Source organism: Noviherbaspirillum aridicola, assembly GCF_019656455.1.
GTDB classification, from domain to species: domain Bacteria; phylum Pseudomonadota; class Gammaproteobacteria; order Burkholderiales; family Burkholderiaceae_D; genus Noviherbaspirillum; species Noviherbaspirillum aridicola.
The window spans coordinates 125,316-143,018 of sequence record NZ_BPMK01000001.1; the positions used below are offsets into that span (position 1 = coordinate 125,316).

Genomic DNA, 17,703 nt, shown 5'->3' on the forward strand with positions numbered 1-17,703 from the left:
GCGGAATGCATGCATGGGAACTGCAGAGGTCGGGACGCGACTCACGTCCTCCGACCAATACACGTTCAACGTCCATGGCTCTTTCACGCGTCCCGCCTTCCTTGCCGCCTGGCGCGGGACACCCGGGCGGGTCCGCCGCGCCACCGTCCGCCCAACCGTCGGCGCAGCCCTCCGCACATCCTCCCGCGGCGCAGGTGCCGGGCGAACCGGTCCCCGTCGTGCGCCATCGCGGCGCGCCGCATATCGCCAGCTGAGGAATCTGCTGCCCGGGTATGAACACAAGCGCCTTCGCCAGGCGGTCAAGGACGGCGACGTGCGGACGGTGAAAAAACTGCTCGCCAGAGGCACCGACCCGCTCCAGCGACATGCCGACGGCCGCGACGCGCTGCGTCTTGCGGTCGAGCGCGGGCAATTCGAGGTGTTCGCGGCGCTGGTCGGCGACATGAGCACCGACAGAGACGCGCATCCGGTCAACCAGCTTCCCTACTGGCTGTCGCACGGCGACCCGAGGGCGGTGGATGTTCTGCTTGCGGATCCTCGCGTGGATCTGAACCGACGGGATGCGAATGGCGAAACGCTGCTGCACAGGGCGGCCCGCGAAGGCCGGCTCGGCTGGGCGCGGGCACTGGCCGGTCCGGAAGCTCGGGAGGGTTTCCGGCAGTCGGCCGATCCCACCCTGAAGAACAACGACGGCCTGACCCCGCTGCATCTCGCCGCCCGCTTCGACCATCGCATCCTGCAGCACTTCCTCAACCTGCAGGTGGACGCCAATCTGCAGGACGGCAAGGGCAGGACCGCATTGCATCATGCCGTGGCCTCCAGCCGCGGGGAAGTCCTGATGGAAGTCCTCTCGATCCTGAAACGTGCCGGCGCCGACCCGAACATCCATGACAGCGATGGCAAGACGCCGCACGAGTATGCGATGGCCCGCATCGACAAGGAGATGATGGCGGATGCAATCATCGCCATGGCCGGTGACGCCCCGAATGCAAGCGACAAGGACGGCCGCACGGCGCTGCATCAGGCGATCGCTTCGGCGCCCGGGGAAGTGCTGAAGGATCTGGTCATGGCCCTGATGGCCGCCGGCGCCGACCCCGACGCCATGGATGCGGCAGGCAGGACCCCGCGCAGTCTCGCTGCGGCGCTGCTGCGCGCCGGTCAGGCGGGGCCGGAATTGCGGGACCTGCTGATCAACTCCTTCCCGGTCCCGTTGGAGTTACGGCAGAACATCGTTGGCATGCTTCCGAAGCGGGTGCGGGACAACTACAGTCTCGTCAATTCCCTGGCGTACGCCGATGTGCTGACGATGCGCACCCGCTGGACCTTCCGGACGCCCGCCGAGCTGGAGGCGGCGGTGCGGCGCATCGACGCCGGGCGTCTCCATGAAATCAGGCTTGAAGGGAATGGCGGTTTCACGGACGAGCACCTGCGGCTGCTTGGCCATTGCCACGCACTCAAGGCGCTCGACATTCACGGTTGCGGGGCGATCACCGATGCCGGCATCGCGCATCTTCCCCGCGGACTCAGATCGCTCGACGCCGGCGCGTGCGGCCGACTTACCGACGCCTGCATCGCGGCGCTTCCCGAGGCCCTGGAAGAGCTGGTTCTGACCGATGTGAACGGACTCGTCGGCACGGCCATGAAGGCGTTTCCCGCCCGCCTGAAGACGGTCCGGCTCAGCCGCTGCAGGCGCCTGACCGACGCCGCCGTCGGAAAGCTTCCGCACCGGCTGGAAAAGCTCGACCTGAGCGGCTGCACAAGCCTGACCGATGCCGGCACTGAGCAAATCCCCGAAGGCCTGGAAGATCTCGTCCTGCGGAATTGCACAGGGATTACCGATGCCGGCATCGCACGGCTGGACGCACGTGTACAGCGCCTCAGGGCACTCGATATCACAGGCTGCACGGGGATTACCGTGGGCTGCCTCGGGCAGCTGCCGGCAAGGCTCGAAGTGCTCGTTCTGCAGGACTTCCTGCCGCTCGACGATGGCGCGTTCGCGCCGCTCGCGACGCGCCTGCAAGGCCTCAGGAGGCTGGACGTGAGCGGCGCCCGCCAGCTCGGAGATGACGCGCTCCTGGATATCCCGGACACGCTTGAAGAACTGGTCGTGAGAGGGTGCACGGCGCTGTCGGATGTGGGCCTCGCAATCATGGGCCAGCGCCTCGCCGGGTTGAAGAAACTCGATCTCGGCGGCACCTGGATCACTGGCGCCTGCATTGAGCGACTTCCTCGCGGTCTGGAAGAAGCAAGCTTCTGGCAATGCGTACTTTTCGAGGGCCGGCACCTGAGCGAGCTGCCGCCGAAACTCAGGAAGCTCGACCTGGATGAGTGCGCGGGTATCATCGATGCCGACATCTCGAACCTTCCTCCGAAGCTGGAGGACCTCAACCTGCGGGGGCACGCTGATGTCACCGATGAGGCGATAGCGAAGATACCGCGGGGTGTCAGAAACCTGGTCCTCCAGGGCTGCAGGAACCTCACTGATGCCTGCATCAAGGATCTTCCTCCGGCACTCGAAAGCGTGTACCTCGGTCAAGTCCGCATCACGGAAGCCTGCATCAAGGACTTGCCTGCCGGGCTGAGCTTCATCGATTTCGGCGAGCACAACGGCATCGGCGAGGACGCCGTGTATGGTCTGAGGAATCGGGGTGTGGAGGTGCGCAGCTAGCGTGACCCGGATGCGTCGGGCGAGGAAGCCGATGAGTCGTGAGCCGGCCGCAGGCCGCGGGCGACTCAGGCCGCCAGCTTGTCGGTTTCGGCTTCCGCTTCCTCTTTCGCGATTTCCTGCACCGAGTCCGGCTTGCCGCCGCGCAGCCACCAGAACAGCACGGCCATCATGAACGGGCCGACGAACAGGCCGATCACGCCCATGGTCGAGACCCCGCCGAGCAGGCCGAACAGCACCGCGAGGAAGGGCAGGTTGACGCGGTGGCCGATCAGCTTGGGCCGCACGAACTTGTCCACCATGAAGAGTTCAAAGGCGCCCCAGGAAAACAGGCCGAGCGCCGCGCCCGGATGACCCTGCGCGAGCAGCAGCAGCGACACCATGGTGAAGGACAGCGGCGCGCCGCCGGGAATCAGGGCAAGGTAGCCGGTGATCACGCCGAGCAGCGCCGGCGCCGGCGCTCCCGCCACCCAGTAGGCCACGCCGAGCACGATCCCTTCCAGCAGGGCGACCGAGCACAGACCGAGCGCGGTGCCGCGCACCGACAGCGGAAACAGGCGGCGCAGCACCGGATAGTAATGCGGCGACACGCGCATGCCCGCCTGGTCCACGGTCCGGATCACCGCCGGTCCTTCCAGGTAGACGATGAACAGCGTGAGCAGCGCGAGGAACAGATACAGTCCGTTGGCCAGCACCGTCGGTCCGAGCGTGCGCACCGTGCTGGTCAGGTAGGGCAGGAGGTCGCCGGCGGTGGTCTGGATCAGCAGGTTGAGGCCGCCGGGCACCGCCAGGTGCTCATCCCACCAGGCGATCGCCTTGGCCGCCACCACCGGCAGCCGGGCCAGCCACTCCGGGGCGGGGATGCCGGTCTCGTTGAGACGCCCGAGCAGGCGTTCCACCGCCGCCACTTCCGTCCCGAGCGTATTGAAAAGAAAGATCGACGGCCCGACGAAACTGACGATCAGGCCGACCAGCAGCAGCGTCGCGCTGCCCAGCCGCGACCACCCGCGCCGGACCATGGCTTCGAGCAGCGGCCAGGTAATGACCGCCAGCAGCGCAGCCCAGGCGAGCGAACCGAGGAAATGGCGGAGCATCGCCGCCAGGGAAACCGCGAAAACGAGCGGCAGAAACAGGGAGACATAAGGCATGGTGCCCAATCTTCGGGTAAAACGAATGTCAGCGTCAACCGGGATTTGCCGCAGTCTTGCTCAGGGCGGGGCGGCCGGGAGGAAAGTGGTACGGAGCTTGCATTATCCCGGGGGACACAACCAGGGGTACGTTGAAAATGGTTACCACGGAAGAAATTATCAGAACCATGGTGGATTCCCTGTCCGAGGAGGCGAGCGATGAAGACCGCCGCCGCTACCGGGAAATCCTGCGCAGACTGGTGCAGGCGGCAAGGGAAGAGCAGTTGCGCGCGATCCAGGACGACTTCGACACGGTTTTCCGCGCGATGACGCCGCAGCAGGGCGGGCCGCCGCGATTGCACTGAATGCCATGTAAAAAATGCCGGGCCGATACCGTCGGCCCGGCACGCCTTTCCGCCGCGCTGTTTCTATTTCTTCACGAGTGGGCAAGCCGACTGCGACAGGGGCTGAAACGCCTTGTCCGCCGGGATGACCGCCACTTCCTTGTAGTAGTCCCACGGGTAGCGGGATTCCGACGGCTTTTTCACCTCGTACAGGAACATGTCGTGCACCATGCGGCCGTCCTCGCGGATTCGTCCGTTGCGGGCGAACACATCGTTGACCGGTGTCTGCTTCATCCGCGCCATCACCGCGCCGGTCTCGTCCGTGCCCGCCGCCCTGACCGCATTCAGGTAATGCAGGACCGATGAATACAGGCCGGCCTGGCTCATGTTGGGCATCTTTTTCGTCTTCTCGAAGAAGCGCCGCGCCCATTTCCGGGTCTCCTCATTGCGGTCCCAGTAGAAACCGGTGGTCAGCAGCATGCCCTGCGCTGCTTCCAGCCCCAGGGTATGGATATCGTTGATGTACACCAGCAGTCCGGCCAGCCGCTGCTTGCCGCTGGCGGTCAGCCGGAATTCATGCGCGCCCTTGATCGCGTTGATGGTGTCGCCGCCGGCGTTGGCCAGTCCCACCACCTTGGCGCCCGAACTCTGCGCGCGCAGCAGGAAGGACGAGAAATCCGAGGCGTTGAGCGGATGCCGGACCGAGCCGACCACCTTGCCGCCATTGGCCTGGATCACATCGGTCGCGTCCTTTTCGAGCGTGGTGCCGAAGGTGTAGTCGGCCGTCAGGAAGAACCAGCTGTCGCCGCCGTTCTGCACCACCGCGCGCGCGGTGGAATTGGCGAGCGCGAAAGTATCGTAGGCATAGTGCACCGTGACCGGGGTGCAGGCATCGTTGGTCAGCCGCACCGAACCGGGGCCGCTGAAGACCGTGATCCGGTTCTTTTCCCGGGCGATGGGCGCCACCGCCAGGGCGGGACCCGACGCCGCGACATCGAGTATGGCGTCGACCTTGTCGCGGTCGAACCATTCGCGCGCCTTGTTGGCCGCGATGTCGGCCTTGTTCTGATGGTCGGCATACACCAGCTGTATGTTCTTGCCCAGCACCTTGCCGCCGAAATCGTCGATCGCCATCTGCGCCGCCGCCACGCTGCCGGGACCGGTAATGTCCGCGTACAGGCTCGACATGTCGAGCAAGAGGCCGATGCGCACGGCGTCGTCGGATACCTGGGCGCCGGCGCCCTGGCTAAAGGCGAGGGAAAGCGCTGCCGCCACTGCGAGTTTCTTCATTGTCGTCTCCTCCTTGTCATTCCCGTCAGACGGTGGCCACCGGCGTGACCGGGGAGCCGACCGCGCCCGGCAGGCGCAGCGGCGGCGCGGTCAGCATGAAGCGGCTGCGGCCGTTTTCGCGCAGCCAGCGGGCGAGATCGTGCAGATACCAGAGTTCGCCAAGCGGAATGCCGAGCTTGAACAGGCAATGATGGTGCAGCGGCAGGATGGACTTGCGGCCGTCCACCGCCGGCGCCGGGTAGGCCTCGACCGCGTAATTGTCCGCGCACAGGGCCGCGATGCCCGACTCGGTGATCCAGGCCAGCAGCTTGTCGTCGCGTCCGTTGAGCACGCTGCAGCTGTGGTGCAGCACCTCGGGGTCGGGCTTGCCGTCCATCTCGATCAGCCGCTCGGCGAAGCCGGTGCGCAGCACCAGGAAGTCGCCGCGTTCCACCTGCACGCCGTCGGCCTGCATGACTTCCTGCAGTTCCGCCAGGCCGATCAGCTTGCGCTCGTGCCCGTAGCGCTGCGCCAGATCGACCAGCACGCCGCGGCCCTGCATGCCGTGCTGCGCCATGTTCTCGATGCCCAGCGCATGCGCGTAGGACTGGTGCGGGCCGTCACAGCCGCAGGCATGCTCGCTGCCGTCGTCGGCGTATTGCAGCGGTCCCTGCACATCGTCGTCGGCGCGGAATCCGTTGTAGTAGACCATCTCATCGCGGCCGTCGCCGTCGGCATCGAAGCGCGCGCCGACATGGGCGAGCGCATCCCACTGCGTCGAGTACTGCAGGCAGATCGCCACCTGGTCGTCGGAGACCACGTCGACGGCATCGGGATCGATGCGCGTCATCGGAAAGTTGAGCATCGGCTTGTCGCCGCGCCAGGTCGGCTGCAGCCGGGGCGGATTGCGGCGGGGATTGAGCAGATTCCCGCCCGGCAGATCGAGCGGCAGCGACAGGCAGAAGCTGCGGCCGGCGCGGACTTCCGCGGCGCCCTTCTTCACCTGTTCCGCTCCGATCAGATTCACCCGGCCGAGCTGGTCATCGGGGCCGAAGTCTCCCCAGTTCGAGCCCTCGGGCCGATTTTTCCAACGCATGCTTGTCTCCTCGTCTGATTGTTGTCGTGGCCGCGCGGCAGACCCGAACCTAACTGACGGCGGCGGTCCGGGTCAATCGAGTAAAACCGGGTTTTGCACAGAAAAACGCAGAGCTTTGCGCCCGCGCAGGCCGCATTGCCTTTTCCATAACGTCCTGTCGTCGGCCGACGCGCGTCTTGCTCCGGGCGTTCGGCATGTACGGCGGACACGCGCTATGATACCCGCGCAAAACGAAACAAAGTTTTGCACTGCAAAACAACAAACAAGGACGACATGAGACAAGCCAGCCTGCTCCCCCTGCTCGGCGCCGCATCCGCGGCCCTGCTTCTCGCTGCCTGCGGCAGCGCCCCCACGCCATCCGCGGCCGCCGCCGCATCCGCGGACACTCCCTACGCGAAGAACGACAGCTGGCTCTGCCTGCCGGGCAGGGATGATGCCTGCGCCGGCGGGCTCGATGCGGCGCTGTTCAGGCCGGGCGGCCTGCCCGCGGGGCGCGAAGTCTTTCGCGCCGATGCCGCCGCCCCGATCGACTGCTTCTACGTCTACCCGACGATCTCAAACGACCCCACCGCCAACAGCGACATGAACGCCGGACCGGAAGAGAGGCGCGCCGCCGCCTACCAGTTCGCGCGCTTCGCGTCGGTCTGCCGTCCCTTCGCGCCCGTGTATCGCCAGGTCACGGTGCAGGGCCTGCGCAGCCGCCTCAGCGGCCAGCCGATGGCGATCGATCCGCAGCTCGCCTATCGCGACGTGCTCGATGCATGGAACCACTACATGAAGCATCACAACCAGGGGCGCGGCGTGGTCCTGGTCGGGCACTCGCAGGGCGCCCGCGTGCTGAGCGAGCTGGTGCGGCAGCAGATCGAGGGCAAGCCGGCGGAAAAGCAGCTGGTATCGGCGCTGCTGATCGGCACCAACATCACCGTGGCGCCGGGCAAGGACACCGGCGGCACCTTCAGCCGCCTGCCGCTGTGCCGCGCCGCCTCTCAGACCGGCTGCGTGATCGCCTACGTCTCCTTCCGCGACGACATGCCGCCGCCGGCCAACAGCCTGTTCGGCAGGGTCGCCGACGGCAACACGGTCGCCTGCACCAACCCCGCCGCGCTCGGCGGCGGGCGCGGCGTGCTGCGCGCCTACCTGCCGGTGAAGAGCAACCTGATGGGACAGCCGCACGACAAGACGCGCTTCATGCCGCTCGCGCAAAAGGCCGAGGCCCAGTTCGCGAGTCCGGAAGCGATCGCGAGCGCGGAGTGCGTGCAGCGCGACAACGCCTCTTATCTCAGCGTCGGCATCCATCCCGCCTACACCGCCGCGGGCATCGATGTCGCCGGCGACCTGTTCCATGGCGAGCGCATGCTGCGCGAGTGGGGGCTCCACCTGGTCGATGTCGACCTCGCGCAGGGCAACCTGGTCGACATCGTGCGACAGCAGGCGCAGGCCTGGACGCGCATGACGCGATAGACGCGATAGACGCGATAGACGCGATAGACGCCGTTGCGCAAAGGTGTGGCGAGCGCGACGAGCGCGGCCCCGCCGACTGTCATCAAGCCGTCACGCGCGTTTCGCATAATCGCTTCGACGTTTCTCACTGGAGTTTGCCTGCAAGTCCGCTTGCAGGCATTTTTTTTGTCCGCGACGTGTTCCGGGCGGGTCTTCGCGCTCGCCGTCGCCTAGGTGTCTGTCTGTCACAAGCACGTCATGTTCGCTGCATACACTCCTTCCCCGCCACAGACCCCGGCATATCGAAAGGAAAAACTTACATGAACAAGCGTAGCGATATCGTGATTGCAGAAGATCCGGATGACATCGGCTTCAACGACTCGAAGAACGAAGAGTTCTCTTCGATACTGAACAAGCGTGTCAGCCGTCGTGGCATCCTGCGCGGCGGCCTCGCCTCCGCCGCCGGCGCGTTCCTCGGTTCCGTCGGCCTGAGCGCCTGCGGCGGCAACTCGGGCGGCGACGATGTGACGGCCGCTCCCTTCAATCCGGCACCGACCGTGCCGACCGAGACTCTGCTCGGCTTCACGGCCGTGGCGAAGAGCGTCGCCGATAAGGTCGCCGTACCTGCCGGTTACACCGCCACCGTCATCTATGCGCTCGGCGATCCGCTCACGGCGGACACGGCGCCCTACAAGAACGACGGCACCGACACCGATTTCGACAAGCGCGCCGGCGATCATCACGACGGCATGGAATATTTCGGCCTGTCGGCTTCCGGCACCCGCGATCCCAACAGCTCGGTGCGCGGCCTGCTGGCGATGAATCACGAGGCGCTGACCCAGCAATTCCTGCATGCCAACGGCGCTACCACTGGTACGCGTCCTGCGGCCGAAAGCGACAAGGAAATCGACGCTCACGGCGTCTCCATAGTCGAAGTCCAGAAGGGGACGAACGGTGCCTTCACCACGGTTCAGAGCTCTCCCTTCAACCGTCGCATTACGCCGCTTACGCCGATAGAGCTCTCGGGACCTGCGCGCGGAAACGATTTGATGCGCACCAAGTATTCGAATGCCGGCACCACTACCCGCGGCACCATCAATAACTGCGGCACCGGTATCACTCCTTGGGGAACGCTGCTGACCGGCGAGGAAAACTGGGGCGGTTATTTCGCCCGCAATGCCGGGGACGTCGCCGCCCGAGGCGGCGAGGGCAATATGGCCAACGTCGCCCTGTTCCGTTATGGAATCGATCCTCGCACACAACGCGTGGGCACCGCATACAAGTCTTCGAGCGATGCCTTTACGAGCCGTCATGGTTGGGAAACAAGCGGCGGTGATGACAAGTACGCACGTTGGAATATCAGCCAGGGCGGCGGTGCCGCTACCGCCGATTATCGCAACGAAGCCAATACCTATGGCTATATCGTTGAAATCGACCCGTACGAGAAGACTGCCGCGATCAAGAAACGCACTGCGCTGGGACGATTTGCGCACGAAAGCGCATCCTTCGCCAAGCCGGTCGCGGGCGAGCCTATCGTTTGCTACATGGGCGACGACTCGCAAGGCGAGTACATCTACAAGTTCGTCTCCACTGAGCCCTGGAATCCCGCTGATGCAGCCGCGCCGAACCGTATTGGCGTGGGCGACAAGTACCTCGATTCCGGTACGCTCTATGTCGCAAAATTCGACGCGACCGGCAACGGCGAATGGATTGCGCTGGTCATTACGAACAGCGATATCGCCGGCTATGCCACCTACGATTTCCAGAACCAGGGCGATGTGCTCATCAATACTCGTCTCGCCGCCGATGCCGTTCGTGCGACCAAGATGGATCGTCCCGAATGGTGCTCGGTACACCCGACCACCGGCGAGGTGTACTACACGCTGACCAATAACAGCAACCGTCGCCTGGCGCCCAATACATCGGCGTATCCCGCTCAATTCGGACTGGACGCAGCGAATCCTCGTGCCTACACCGATACTGACGGCAACGGCAACAGCGGAAACGTGAATGGCCATATCGTTCGTCTGGCGGAGGCCGGCGGCAAGGGGAACGCAACCAGCTTCAAGTGGGACGTGTACCTGTTCGGCGCAGAATCGGACGCTGACCCGAGCTTGATCAATCTCTCGAATCTCACCGCCGACCAGGACTTCTCCAGTCCGGACGGCCTCGCCTTCAGCAAGGCTACCGGCCTGTGCTGGATTCAGACGGACGACGGCGCGTATACGGACGTTACCAACTGCATGATGCTGGCGGCGATCCCGGGCAAGGTTGGTGATGGCGGTACCAAGACGCTGACATACAACGGCACCACCTCGGTCACGACCCAGGTCGGCAAGCCGGCAACCGCCGACACGCTCAAACGCTTCCTGGTCGGTCCGAAGGACTGCGAGATCACCGGCATCGCCGAAACCCCCGACGGCAAGGCGCTGTTCGTCAACATCCAGCATCCGGGCGAGACGATCAGCAAGGGCAACGTGAACGACCCGTCGAAGTACCTCAGCCACTGGCCGGCCAATGCAGGCTACGGCGCCGGCGGCGCCAACGGCAGGCCGCGGTCGGCCACCATCGTCATCACCAAGAATGACGGCGGCCGCATCGGCACCTGATCCAACCCACTGAGCGAGAAGCAATTGATGGACGGAGCGCGGCAAGCGTTCCGTCCTTTTTTTTGCGCGTCAGGATATCGCGGCCGGGTAGGGCGAGACGATGAAGCCGCGCGGCGCGGCGAGGGTCACCCGGTGGATGATGCTGAAGCCTTCGTCCAGGCCGGGCCTTTCGAGGCGCTTGAGCGTGCCGAACACGCCGGCCGCCGGCACCTGCCGGGGCCGGCTCAGATTGCGTTCCCACGCGCCCCGCGGATCCGGCTCGAAGAAATACGCGACCACGGTGAAGCCGGCGGCGAGCGCGGGCAGGATGCAGCGCGCGCGCTCGGCGCGGGTGACATTGGTCTTGTCGACCACGAAGGGCTGCCGCGTCTCGAGGCAGAATTGCAGCAGGCGTTGCTGGCGATGGGGCGTGCGCAGCAGATCCTGGCTGATGCGCACATGGGTGTCGAAGAATCGCTCGACATAGAAGGTACTCTTGCCAGAGCCCTGGATGCCGATCAGCAGGACCGCTTCCATCCGGCGTCGCTTTCCTTTCAGGCCGCCGACGCCGTCCCGCGGACGGAGGGCGTCAGGCGCGGCGTTCCTGCCGTTCGAGCGCCTGCTGGCAGTCGATGCAGGTCGCCGCTTCGGGTTGCACCTCGAGCCGGCCGTCGGGAATCGCGTCGCCGCATTCGCGGCACAGGCCGAACTGGCCGCTGCCCACGCGCTGCAGTGCCTCGTCGAGCTGGCGCAGGGTGTGCACTTCATGCTGCAGCAGCGCAAGGTCGTTCAGGTTCTCGCTGCTCGCCTCGGCCCAGTCGCCCGCGTCCTCGAGGTGGTTGACGAGCGCGAGCTGCTCGGACTCGCCTTCGGCGTGCAGGCGCCGCCGCAAATCGTCGATCACTTCCCTGCGCCGCGCCTGCAGCATGGCCTTTGCCTTGTCCGGGTTCACCACTGCCTCCTTTGCATGTGTGCATTACCTGGAGGCAGGTTAAGTGGAGCGCTACGGAATTTGTTTGACCTGAATCAACTTGTTCCGGGCGGGGCGTTCATCGGCTGTAGTCGCCGGCCTGGCCGAGGTCGTTCGGGTCGCCCCCGGCGCCGGTTGTCTTGCCGGCGCCACTACTGCCGCCACTACTGCCGCCATTACTGGCGCCATCGCCGCCACGATTGCCGCCGCCCGCCGCCGGCTTGTCCACCTGCGCGCCGCCGGCCGTGCCGATGCCGCCGAGGCCGCGGTTCGCGGTGCTGCCGCCGGGCGGCTGGGCTGAGCCGCTGTCGGATCCGCTGGCCGGGGTCCTGCCCGGCGGGTGCTTTGCCTCGTTGCTGTCCGGATTGCTGTTGGTCCCGTCTTGCATGATGCGCTCCTGTGCCTGGTTGTGCCGGCATCCCCGACAGGAGGACGCCCAACAGCTATGACAGTATCCAGCGCAAAGGTTTTGGGAAGATCGCGCGCGGTGTCGCTCAGGTCAGGACGGCCCGCGCGTCGAGCAGGCGCTCACGCAAGGCTTGCGGGGGCAGGGGACGGCCGAAGAGATAGCCCTGCAGGACGTCGCAGCGCTCTCCGCGGAGCAGGTCGGCCTGTTCGGCCGTCTCTACCCCTTCGGCGACGACGCTGAGATTGAGCGCCTTGCCGAGCGCGACGATGGCCTTGACGATCGCCACGTCGTCGCGGCTGTCCGGCAAGTCGAGCACGAAGGTGCGATCTATCTTGAGGGTGTCGATGGAGAAGCGGCTCAGGTAGGCCAGGCTGGAGTAGCCGGTGCCGAAGTCGTCGATCGCGATGCGCACGCCGAGCGCTTTCAGTTTCTGCAGGGTCTCTTCCACCAGCTCGGGCGACTCCATCAGCACGCTCTCGGTCAGCTCCAGGGTCAGGCTACGCGGATCGAAGCCGGTGTCGCGCAGGACGGTGGCGACGGCGGAAGCAATGTCGCTTCGGAACTGGCGCAGCGACACGTTCACCGTCAGGTTCAGCGGCGCGATGCCGTCACGGCGCCATTCGGCCGCCTGCGCGCAGGCTTCGCGCAGCACCCATTCGCCTATCGGCACGATGAGACCGGTCTCTTCGGCGATCGGAATGAATTCATCCGGTCCGACCGGCGCGCCCGAGGAGGGCTTCCATCGCAGCAGGGCTTCGACCCCGACCACCTCGCCGCTGACCGCGTCCACCTGCGGCTGGTAGTGCAGGCTGAACTCGTTCTGCTCGAGCGCATGCCGCAATCCGCTTTCGATGTGCAGCCGGTGCAGCAGTTTTTCGTTCAGGCCCTCGGAGTAGAAGTAGTAGCTGTTCCTGCCATTCTCCTTCGCGCGGTACATGGCGGCGTCGGCGTTGCGCAGCAGGGTCTCGCCGTCCCGGCCGTCCTTCGGGTAGATGCTGATGCCGATGCTGCAGGTGGGCATGAACTCGACCCCGCCGACCGTGACCTGGCGCGTGACGGCGTCGAGGATCTTGCGCGCCACCGCGGCGACCTGCTCGTCCTTCTGCACATCGCGCAGCAGGATCACGAACTCGTCGCCGCCGAGGCGGGCCACGGTGTCGCTTTCGCGCAGCTGCATCGACAGGCGCGCGGCGATCTGGCGCAGCATGGTGTCGCCGGCCGCATGGCCGAGGCTGTCGTTGATGTCCTTGAAGCGGTCGAGGTCGAGGAACAGCACGGCGAGTCGGCCGCGGTTGCGCCCGGCGTGGCTGACCGCCTGCAGCAGGCGGTCCTGCAGCAGCGTGCGGTTGGGCAGCTGCGTGAGTGCGTCGTACTGCGCCAGGTGGATCAGTTTTTCCGCCGTCTGCTTTCTTTCGGTGATGTCTTCGATGACGGAGATGAAGTAGCGCGGACTGCCGTCTTCCCGCCTGACCAGCGACAGGGTGAAATTGCTCCACACGTAGCGGCCGGATTTGTGCCGGAAGCGTTTTTCGTTCGCGAACGATTCGATCTCGTTGCGCAGCAGCCGGTCGAGCAGTTCCCTGCCCTTGCCGCGGTCGCCCGGGTGCGTGATCTCGTCGTAATCGATGGTGCGCAATTCGTCCTCGGAATAGCCGAGGATGTCCTGCAGCCTGCGGTTGCTGCGCAGGATGCGGCCGTCGACCGAGAGGTGGGCCAGGCCCACGCCGGCCATGCTGAAGGTCAGGCGGAAGCGTTCCTCGCTCTCGCGCAGTTCGGCGCGCGCCCTGATTCGCTCCGATACGTCGCCGCCGATGATGAGGATGACGTGGCTGGCGCCGAGCTGCAGGCGCGCGAGGTGAAAGTCGATGTAGCGCTCCTCTCCCTGCACGTCGCGCCTGATCAGGATGTCGAGTGCCGGTGTCCCGCCGCCCTGCACCTGCGCCAGCTTGTCCGCGAGCGCGGGATCGTCGATCACGGCCGACAGGTGCTGGCCGGCGAGCGGCCGCGGGCCGAGGTCGAGCAGGCGGCGCATCGCAGGATTGATGGAGCGGAGCAGCAGCTGCTCGTCGAGCACGATCAGGCCCGCCGGCAGCCCGCTGATGATCTGTTCGGCGTATTCCTTGTGGCGCAGGATCTCTTGCCGGTCCACTTCGAAATAGGTGTCGAGCGCCAGCCCCATGTCGAGCGAAATGACCTTGAACAGCGCATCGCAGGCGGCGATCGTCCGCTCCCGGTCTCCCGCGTAGAGATCGTGGATGACGGGCAGCAGATAGGACATGTACTTGCGGTAGGCGCCGATGTACCACTTCGGATCGAGGCCGATGCGCTGATGGGCGACCCCGACCCGCAGCCGGTCCTCCACGTAGTCCATGTCATACCTGCCGGCGGTCAGGCCGCGGAAATAGACGGCCTGCGCCTGCTTGAGGCGCTGGAGCGCCGCGTGATCCCCCAGGCGCTCGCCGAGTTCCGGATATTTCAGCAGGTGCGCATAGAAGCTGTCCGCCATGCCGCCGCCGTGTTCGCCGAGCTGCTCGTTCATCGCCCTGAGCACCTCGCAGTCCCGCTCGCCCAGTTCGAGATACTGCTTGCGCTCGGCCATCTCCTCCTCGGACAGGCCGAGTCGGGTGACGAGAGTTTTCATGGCGCCGGGACGGCTTGAATTTGCTTCTGACATTGTTCTGGACCAGCGAGGGAATGGCGGGCGGGCGCCAGCGCATGCGTTGAGACGGCGAAGGCTCATTCCAAAAATTGATAAAAGGCAATACGTAGTATCGCGTACCGCCTCGCCGACGGTGCTTGATCCAGGTCAAGTTTTTAAAAACCGATGGACAGGGTTCAGCCGCCCGCGCCGCTCTCGGCCAGAATTTCGGCGGCCGCCCTCGCGCTGCCGGTCGCCTGCCGCAGGCTGTCGAAGGGCTCGTCATAGCCTTCGATTTCGCCGTCCTCGCCGACGAACCACAGCCACCAGCCGTCGTCCTCCTCGACGATGGCGATGTCGTTGCGGCCGCAATGGTCGAGCACGCTTTCGCCCGGGTCGAGCGTGAAGATGCGGATGCCGTGATGTGTGATTTGTGTTGCCATGGTCCGATTCCAGGAATGTCCTTCAGGCGGTGGCCGATGCGGGAAACAGGTAGCGGCGCGCGATCAGCGAGGGCACTTCATGCGCCGGCAGGGCCTTCGACACCAGATAGCCTTGTACCTCGTCGCAATCCAGCGACTGTAGCGCATGCAGCTGTTCGCGTGTCTCCACGCCCTCGGCCACCACCGATATATCCAGTGCATCGGCCATCGATACGATGGCGCGGAACAGGACCGCACCTTCCTCGCTCTTGCCCACCGCGCTGGTAAAGGCGCGGTCGACCTTGAGCACGTCGACGTCGAGCTGCTGCAGCTGGGCGAGCGAGGAATAGCCGGTGCCGAAGTCGTCGACCGACAGCTTGATGCCGAGTTCGCGCAGCGCGCTCAGCTCGTGGGCGGTGGCCCGGCCCTTGTCGATCACCGAGGATTCGGTCAGTTCCACTTCCAGCAGCCGGGGGTCGATGCGGTGACGGGCCAGGGCCGCTGCGATGAAGGCGGAAAGGCCGCCTTCCCTGAGCTGAATGCCGGAGACATTGACCGAGACCGGCACCGGGCCGAGCCCGCGCCGGCCCCACTCCGCCAGCTGGGCGCACACATTGTCGATCACCAGTTCGCCCAGACGCACGATCAGGCCGGTGTCCTCGGCCAGGCCGATGAAGTCGTCGGGGCCGATCATGCCGCGCTCGGGATGATGCCATCGCACCAGCGCCTCCAGGCTGTTGAGACGGCCTGCCCGGGTGCTGACCCGGGGCTGGTAATGGACGACGAACTGGTCCTTGTCGATCGCCTCGCGCAGCGCATGCTCCTTGGCCAGCCTGAGGAACAGCGAGTCCGACAGATGAGGCTGATAGAACTCGAATCGGCCCTTGCCGGCCGCCTTGGCGGCATACATCGCGATGTCGGCGTGGCGCAGCAGCGTGTCGCCGTCGGCGCCGTCTGCGGGAAACATGCTGATCCCGATCGAGGCGTTGACATGCTGCCCGGCGACGCCGCCGAGTTCATAGGGCGCGCTGATCGTCCTGACCACCTGGCGCGCGACCCGTGCGACATCCTCGGTGCCGTGCGGGCCTTCGAGGACGATGGTGAATTCGTCCCCGCCCAGGCGCACCACGTGATCGGCGGCGCGCACCACCTCCCGGAGCCGCCGGGCGGCGGCCTTGAGCAGCATGTCGCCCGCTTCGTGGCCGAGACTGTCGTTGATGTTCTTGAAGTTGTCGAGATCGATGAACATCACGGCCAGCGTGCGGTGCTGCCGCGCGGCCCGTTCGAGCGCGTCGGGCAGGAAGGCGCCGAGCCAGTGGCGGTTGGGCAGGGAGGTGAGGGCGTCGGTGTTGGCCACCCGCGACAGCGCCAGTTCATGTTCCTTGGATTTCGAGATGTCGCGCAGCGTGACCGCCAGGCCGTCGCCGGCGCGCACGTAGCGTCGGTTGACCCAGCTCGCCCTCAGGGGGCTGATCTTCGGCACGCGGAACTCGTCTTCGTAATAGCCCGTCTCCATCGCATGCAGGTACAGGTCGAAGATCTCCTTGCGATAACTTTCGTCCAGGGTCTGCGACAGCCGTTTGCCGCGCAGGCTGCGCACGTCGGTGCCGAGCAGCGCGGCGCCGTGCTCGTTGCAATCCTCGTACACGAAATCCACGATCTTGCCGTCGCGGCCGTAGAGGGGGCGCATCGTGTAGAAGCCTTCCTGCGCCGCCTCGGTGGCGGTACGGAAGATCTGCCGCACCACTTCCTCGCGCTGCCGCCGCCACGACAGGCGCGCGGTGAGCAGCATGCCGGTCAGCGAAAAGGCGGCGATGCCGAGCGTGGCCATGCTCATGATGTTGCGATAGCTCTCGGCCACGCGCTGCCAGCCCGCGAGCGCATTGGTTTCCGAGATCGCCGCCATCGACACCAGCGGATACTCGCTCAGCTTCTTCCAGGCGACGATGCGCGCCTCGCGGTCGAAGAACTTGCTCGCCGGCTCCAGCACCGTGCCCTCGGTCGGGCCGAACGACGGGGCCTCGACATAGGAGCGCCGCACCGCGGCGTGATCCTCGGTATTGGCGAGCAGCGTGCCGTCCGGCAGCTGGACCGAGATGAAATCGCCGTCGCGCAGGCTGCGCTCGTCGTGGAACGTGGTGAGATAGGCCGGTTCGACCGACACCAGGGCCACGCCGTCGAACTCGCCGTCCGCATCTATCCGGCGGGAAAACCGCACGACCTGGCGGTTGATGCGCTTGCCCTTCACCGGCTTGTTGATCGTCAGACCGTTGTCCGGGTGGGTGCGGTGATAGTGGAAGAATTCGTCGCCGGCGAAGCTGGCGTCGCCGAAGGCCGCCAGCGTGGAACTGACGCTGTCCCCATGGCGGTCGATGATGCTGGCGTACAGCATGGCCGAGCGCGGATAGAGACCGCGCTCCTGCTGTTGCTCCAGGTCCAGTTGCGCGCCGCTTGCCTCCCAGTCGAGCTTCAGGCTCAGCGTCAGCTGATCGATCTGCTGTATCGTGCGCAGCAGTTGCGCCGCATAAGAGCGCGAGCGCGTCGCCGCCTGCTCGGTCGCCGCCGCCATGGCCTCCGCCTTCTCGTCCTGCAGGCGGGAAGCCATGAAGGCATCGAGCGCGAGCCACAGCAGGATGCCCGCAAGCGGCCATAACAGTGCCGGCGCGAAATAGCGGTGACGGGACAGGTAGCGCCGCAAGTCGGCCGGGCGGCGCAATCGGGATGGGTTCATGCGG

13 protein-coding genes are annotated in these 17,703 nt (G+C 65.7%); 4 read left to right on the forward strand and 9 right to left on the reverse strand.

The genetic code is table 11. The features are described from left to right. Nucleotides 1-13 precede the first annotated feature (13 nt). Complete coding sequence (locus NCCP691_RS00660; protein WP_373870313.1) at nucleotides 14-2,668, forward strand: ankyrin repeat domain-containing protein; 2,655 nt, start codon at nucleotides 14-16, stop codon at nucleotides 2,666-2,668. 65 nt (nucleotides 2,669-2,733) lie between these two features. On the opposite strand, the gene NCCP691_RS00665 is transcribed toward NCCP691_RS00660, so the two are convergent. Then, nucleotides 2,734-3,813 carry an AI-2E family transporter gene (locus tag NCCP691_RS00665; RefSeq protein WP_238482250.1) on the reverse strand — a complete coding sequence of 360 codons (1,080 nt, stop codon included), beginning with the start codon at nucleotides 3,811-3,813 and terminating at the stop codon, nucleotides 2,734-2,736. A 167-nt stretch (nucleotides 3,814-3,980) separates the two neighbouring features. Here NCCP691_RS00665 and NCCP691_RS00670 point away from each other — a divergent pair, with 167 nt between their 5' ends. Next, nucleotides 3,981-4,157 (forward strand): hypothetical protein, encoded by a 177-nt coding sequence (locus NCCP691_RS00670; RefSeq protein WP_220806305.1) that lies wholly within the window; start codon nucleotides 3,981-3,983, stop codon nucleotides 4,155-4,157. Between the two features lie 63 nt (nucleotides 4,158-4,220). Here NCCP691_RS00670 and NCCP691_RS00675 read toward each other — a convergent pair whose 3' ends face one another. Together NCCP691_RS00675 and NCCP691_RS00680 are read right to left on the reverse strand one after the other, a co-directional pair. Continuing rightward, nucleotides 4,221-5,426 carry an ABC transporter substrate-binding protein gene (locus tag NCCP691_RS00675; RefSeq protein WP_220806306.1) on the reverse strand — a complete coding sequence of 402 codons (1,206 nt, stop codon included), beginning with the start codon at nucleotides 5,424-5,426 and terminating at the stop codon, nucleotides 4,221-4,223. A gap of 25 nt (nucleotides 5,427-5,451) precedes the next feature. Next, on the reverse strand, nucleotides 5,452-6,501 hold the full coding sequence (locus NCCP691_RS00680) for a cyclase family protein (RefSeq protein ID WP_220806307.1): 1,050 nt from the start codon (nucleotides 6,499-6,501) through the stop codon (nucleotides 5,452-5,454). Nucleotides 6,502-6,774: 273 nt separating this feature from the next. On the opposite strand from NCCP691_RS00680, the gene NCCP691_RS00685 reads away from it, so the two are divergent. Both NCCP691_RS00685 and NCCP691_RS00690 read left to right on the forward strand, forming a co-directional pair. Further along, on the forward strand, nucleotides 6,775-7,962 hold the full coding sequence (locus NCCP691_RS00685) for a DUF3089 domain-containing protein (protein ID WP_220806308.1): 1,188 nt from the start codon (nucleotides 6,775-6,777) through the stop codon (nucleotides 7,960-7,962). 299 nt (nucleotides 7,963-8,261) lie between these two features. Beyond that, entirely contained in the window at nucleotides 8,262-10,550 is a 2,289-nt protein-coding gene (locus tag NCCP691_RS00690; RefSeq protein WP_220806309.1) for a PhoX family protein, read from the forward strand. Between the two features lie 69 nt (nucleotides 10,551-10,619). On the opposite strand, the gene NCCP691_RS00695 is transcribed toward NCCP691_RS00690, so the two are convergent. From NCCP691_RS00695 to NCCP691_RS00720, 6 genes are all read right to left on the reverse strand, one after another. Then, nucleotides 10,620-11,066, reverse strand: coding sequence for an AAA family ATPase (locus NCCP691_RS00695; RefSeq protein WP_220806310.1), 447 nt, complete (start codon nucleotides 11,064-11,066; stop codon nucleotides 10,620-10,622). Nucleotides 11,067-11,118: 52 nt separating this feature from the next. Beyond that, nucleotides 11,119-11,481 carry a TraR/DksA family transcriptional regulator gene (locus tag NCCP691_RS00700; RefSeq protein ID WP_220806311.1) on the reverse strand — a complete coding sequence of 121 codons (363 nt, stop codon included), beginning with the start codon at nucleotides 11,479-11,481 and terminating at the stop codon, nucleotides 11,119-11,121. A 97-nt stretch (nucleotides 11,482-11,578) separates the two neighbouring features. Next, nucleotides 11,579-11,887, reverse strand: a complete 309-nt coding sequence (locus NCCP691_RS00705; protein WP_220806312.1) for a hypothetical protein — start codon at nucleotides 11,885-11,887, stop codon at nucleotides 11,579-11,581. 106 nt (nucleotides 11,888-11,993) lie between these two features. Further along, nucleotides 11,994-14,549, reverse strand: a complete 2,556-nt coding sequence (locus tag NCCP691_RS00710; protein ID WP_220806313.1) for an EAL domain-containing protein — start codon at nucleotides 14,547-14,549, stop codon at nucleotides 11,994-11,996. A 194-nt stretch (nucleotides 14,550-14,743) separates the two neighbouring features. Then, on the reverse strand, nucleotides 14,744-14,989 hold the full coding sequence (locus tag NCCP691_RS00715) for a hypothetical protein (RefSeq protein WP_220806314.1): 246 nt from the start codon (nucleotides 14,987-14,989) through the stop codon (nucleotides 14,744-14,746). 22 nt (nucleotides 14,990-15,011) lie between these two features. Next, entirely contained in the window at nucleotides 15,012-17,699 is a 2,688-nt protein-coding gene (locus NCCP691_RS00720) for a bifunctional diguanylate cyclase/phosphodiesterase (RefSeq protein WP_220806315.1), read from the reverse strand. Nucleotides 17,700-17,703 lie beyond the last annotated feature (4 nt).